This window comes from Streptomyces sp. NRRL B-1347 (assembly GCF_000720325.1).
GTDB lineage: Bacteria > Actinomycetota > Actinomycetes > Streptomycetales > Streptomycetaceae > Streptomyces.
In genome coordinates this window covers 1-3,947 of record NZ_JOJM01000164.1, presented here as the reverse complement: position 1 = coordinate 3,947, position 3,947 = coordinate 1, and the positions used below count along the sequence as shown (strand labels likewise).

Annotated in this window: 1 protein-coding gene and 1 pseudogene; both read right to left on the bottom strand. The window is 60.4% G+C overall.

Going from position 1 to position 3,947, the window contains the following annotated elements; translation table 11 throughout:
- Positions 1-57 precede the first annotated feature (57 nt).
- Positions 58-1,853, bottom strand: a pseudogene (locus tag IG74_RS54355) (reverse transcriptase domain-containing protein).
- A 21-nt stretch (positions 1,854-1,874) separates the two neighbouring features.
- The gene (locus IG74_RS0143990) at positions 1,875-3,665 is read right to left on the bottom strand and encodes a reverse transcriptase/maturase family protein (RefSeq protein ID WP_030689312.1); all 1,791 of its coding nucleotides are present in this window, start codon (positions 3,663-3,665) and stop codon (positions 1,875-1,877) included.
- Positions 3,666-3,947 lie beyond the last annotated feature (282 nt).

Sequence of the window (3,947 nt, the reverse complement as noted above, 5' to 3'; positions counted from 1 at the left end):
GTATCCGTGGTTCGGCTCCTTTTCCGACGGCCCCTTCCCGAACGGTACGTGCGCCTTTCAGCGCATACCGCTCTCCAGCGGCATTTTCCGGGCGGAGGCTGTGATTCGTCCGGCATGGATGTTCTGGTGGCAGGTGCGACATACCACGAGGGTCTTGCGTTGTCGCCGAGCCATCAGTTTCGCCCATTCCGGTTTCTCCGGCCGTCCAGGCTTGTCGAGATCGGCGAGTTTCCGCACGTGGTGGACATGAAGCCCGCTCCGCGCGTCACATAGCTCGCATTTCTCGGCGAGCAACTGCCTGACCAATTCGTTCTTTCTGGTGGCCAGGACCGGTCTCCGGTCGATCAGGACGGCGGTGCGTCTGCGCTTGAGCGGGATGCCGCCGAGGCGGGCGACCAGCGGTTTCCTGCCGGAGCGTAGGACTTTGGCCTCAAAGCATCGGCGTGGACCCTCGGGCGTATCGGCTACGGCCTTGTGTTTGCGGGCCATCGCGGCGACCGAGGAGCGGTGCTTGGAGGCCAGGGTTTTGAGCATCGAAACGATCATCACCCATTCCAGCCGCTTGAGCCGGAACACGTCCTGCGCCAGCAGGTAGTACTGGACCATCCCGCGGTACTCGGCTCCATATTTCGCGACGATCGAGTAGTCCTCGTCGCGCGTCAACCAGCCACGTCCCGCGGGCTTCCCCTTTCTCATGTACAACGCGCACCGTTTCCGGATGACGTCCCGGGGAACGAAAAGAGCCAGATGGCTATTGGCGGCCCGTTGTCCGCGAGTGAGCCGGTCGTTAGCCATCTGGGTTCTAATCTCGTAGCCGAGGAACCGCGCCGCCTGGCTGACGGCATGGGTGATCAGAGTCTTGGATGCAGATAGCTCCAGCGCGAGTTCGTCGCGCAGGAACTCCCGTATCCGGTCTCTGATTTCCTCTGCTTCCTGCTTGGGTCCGGCGAATCCGAGCAGAAAATCATCCGCGTATCTTACGTACCGCAGCCGTCGATAGCCGGGATCGGTCGGGTCCCCGCTGGGGATGGTCCGGCGCTCACGCCGCAAACGGCGTAGCTCTTCCCATTCCTCGCGGTAGCGCGCAGATTCGATCCGGGCCTTGATGCGCGTATAGGCTGCAGATTCGCGGCGGCGTTCGCCCCGGGTGTACTCCGGTATCAGATGCTGCTCAACGAACTGGTCGAGGCGGTCCAGGTAGATATTGGATAAGACGGGTGAGGCCACTCCGCCTTGCGGACAGCCGGAGAGCGTGGCGTTCCACCGCCAATCCAATACCCAGCTTGGAGCATCCGTTCGACCAGTTGCAGGAACCGTCCGTCGCGGATCTTCTCGCCGAGAATCGAGAGCAAGACACCATGGTCAAGGCTCCCAAAGCAGTCAGCGATGTCTCCTTCGATGAACCAGTGCGTTCCCTTCCAGACCTTGACTACTTCATCAAGCGCGGTGTGGCAGCCCCGTCCGGAACGGAATCCATGGGAATGCTCGGAAAACTGGGGGTCGTAGTACGCGTCGAGCAAAATGCGCACCACTTCTGCCACCAGTTTGTCCGACCACGTCGGCATGCCCAAAGGGCGATTCTTGGTTGAAGAGCCCTTCTTGGGGATCAAGACCCTCCTGGCCGGAGACCAGCGGTAGGACTCGGCGCGTAGCGCACCGATAATCGCCTCGATCTTGGCCAGGGACATGTCATCCACGGTTTCCGGCGTGACCCCGGGCGTCATTGCTCCGTCATTGGAGTAGATCCGCCCGTAGGCCAGCAGGAACAACTGTGAAGTAGGCCGCCGGCGAGGTGCCTCTGGCGGAGGTCCTTTTCCGACGGCCCCTTCCCGAACCGGACAGGCGGCTTTCACCGCATCTCGGCTCTCCAGTGGTCAGTTCCGAGTGTTGGCTGTGGCCTTGCCTGCGTGGATGTTTTCGTGGCAGAGACGGCAGATGACAAGTGCCTTGCGTCGCCGCCGCGCCATCAAATGCATCCACTCAGGTTTCTCGCGACGGCCAGTCTTGTTGACGTCTGCGAGTTTCCGGATGTGATGGACCTGGAGGTCCGTCCGGGAATCGCAGAGTGCACAACTCTCGGTCAGCAGCTTGTGAATCAGCTCGTTCCGAGGGAGTGCCTGGCCGAAGTCGCGATCGGTCAGTTTGGCAGTGCGCTGGCGCTTAAGTGGGATCCCGCCGAAGCGGGCCGTCAGTGGTTTCCTTCCTCCATCGCGTGGGACCGTGACTTCAAAGCACCTGAGCCGTCCGCCTGGTGTGTCGATGGTCGCTTTGTACTTGCGGGCCATCTTCGTTACGGAGGTTTGGTGTTTTGCTGCCAGGGTTTTCAGCATGGAGACCAGCATGACCCACTGGAGGTGGCTCAGTCGGTAGACATCCTGGGCCAGCAGGTAGTACTGGACGACCCCACGGAACTCGGCTCCGAACTGCGCGACGATGCTGAAGTCAGTGTCGTGCAGCAGGTGGCCTCGCCGTTGAGGCTTCCCGTTGCGCATGTAGCGCGCACATCTCTCCTGGATAGCGGTTCTGGGCACGAAGAGTCCGATGGCGCCGTTGATGGACCGGTGACCACGATGGTCGATCTTGTCATTGGCGTGTTGAACCCGGATGTCGTAACCGAGGAAGTGTGCCGCCTGGCTGGCGGCGTGGGTGATCAAGGTTTTGGATTCCGAGAGTTCCAGGCGGAGTTCATCGCGCAGGAAGTCACGGATCCGTGCCTTGATCTCCTCGGCTTCGTGCTTCGGTCCCGCGAACCCGAGCAGCCAGTCGTCGGCGTACCTGCAATAGTTCAGACGTCGGTAACCGGGGTCGTTCGGGTCCTGGCTTGGGAGGGAGCGGGCTTGAGCCCGCAGGGCCTTCACCGTTTCCCTGTCTCCGAGCCGTTTAGCCTTCGCGATCCGGTTGATGACGCTGCGATATGCGGGGTTGTCCCGGCGTCTGTCGCCCCGGTTGCAGTCAGGGAGTAGTTGCTGTTCAACGAACTGATCGAGCTGGTCCAGATAGATGTTGGACAGAATCGGTGATGCCACTCCACCTTGCGGGGCCCCGCTGAATGTGGGGTGCCATCGCCAGTCCTCCAAGTACCCGGCTTTGAGCATCCGATCGATCAGTGGCAGGAACCGGCCATCGTGGATCTTCTCAGACATGATTGAGAGCATGACCTCGTGGTCGAGCGTCCCAAAGCAGTCGGAGATGTCTCCCTCGACGAACCATCGGGTTCCTTTCCAGGTGTTGACCACTTCCGTCAATGCGGTGTGGCAACCCCGTCCGGGCCGGAATCCATGGGACCGGTCAGAGAACTGGACATCGTAGTACGCCTCAAGAAGGAGACGGACTACTTCCGCTACCAATTTATCCGACCACGGAGGAAGGCCAAGCGGGCGCTTCTTCTTCGTTCCCTTCTTCTCGATGTAGACCCGCTTCACTGGTGTCCATCGATACGATTCAGTGCGTAATGCTCCGATGATCGTGTCGATCTTCTCCAGTGACATGCCGTCCACGGTCTCCCCGTTAACCCCGGGGGTCATAGCACCGTCGTTCCGGTACAGACGCCCGTAAGCGATCAGGAAGAGTCCTTTGTTGAACAGCTGCCTATACAGCCTTTCGAGAGGCAGGCCGCACCTGCCTCGTTCTCGGATGACGTCTAGCACTGTTTCAGCGCTCTGCATTACGCATGCCTCCCGTCACCAGACGTCTTGATCACCAACTCCCGTGACTACTATGAGAACTCCGTCACCTTAGGTCTCTCGTCCCTTAGGTGATCCCGTGGTACGTCTTCACCGTACGTATCGAGCGCGATTTAGTACTGCAACGGTGCTTGTCGTGACTGATGGCCAGGTCAGGGGCTGTGTTGACCTTCCCCTCGTACTGTGGAGTCGTGACCATAGGGGTAGTTGAGGGTCATGGCGGAGAAGCGACGGAAGTACGATGCCGAGTTCCGTGAGGGTGCG

Coding starts and splice junctions, on each gene's coding strand:
- IG74_RS0143990 (WP_030689312.1), bottom strand. CDS start 3,665: ATGCAGAGCGCTGAAACAGTGCTAGACGTCATCCGAGAACGAGGCAGG.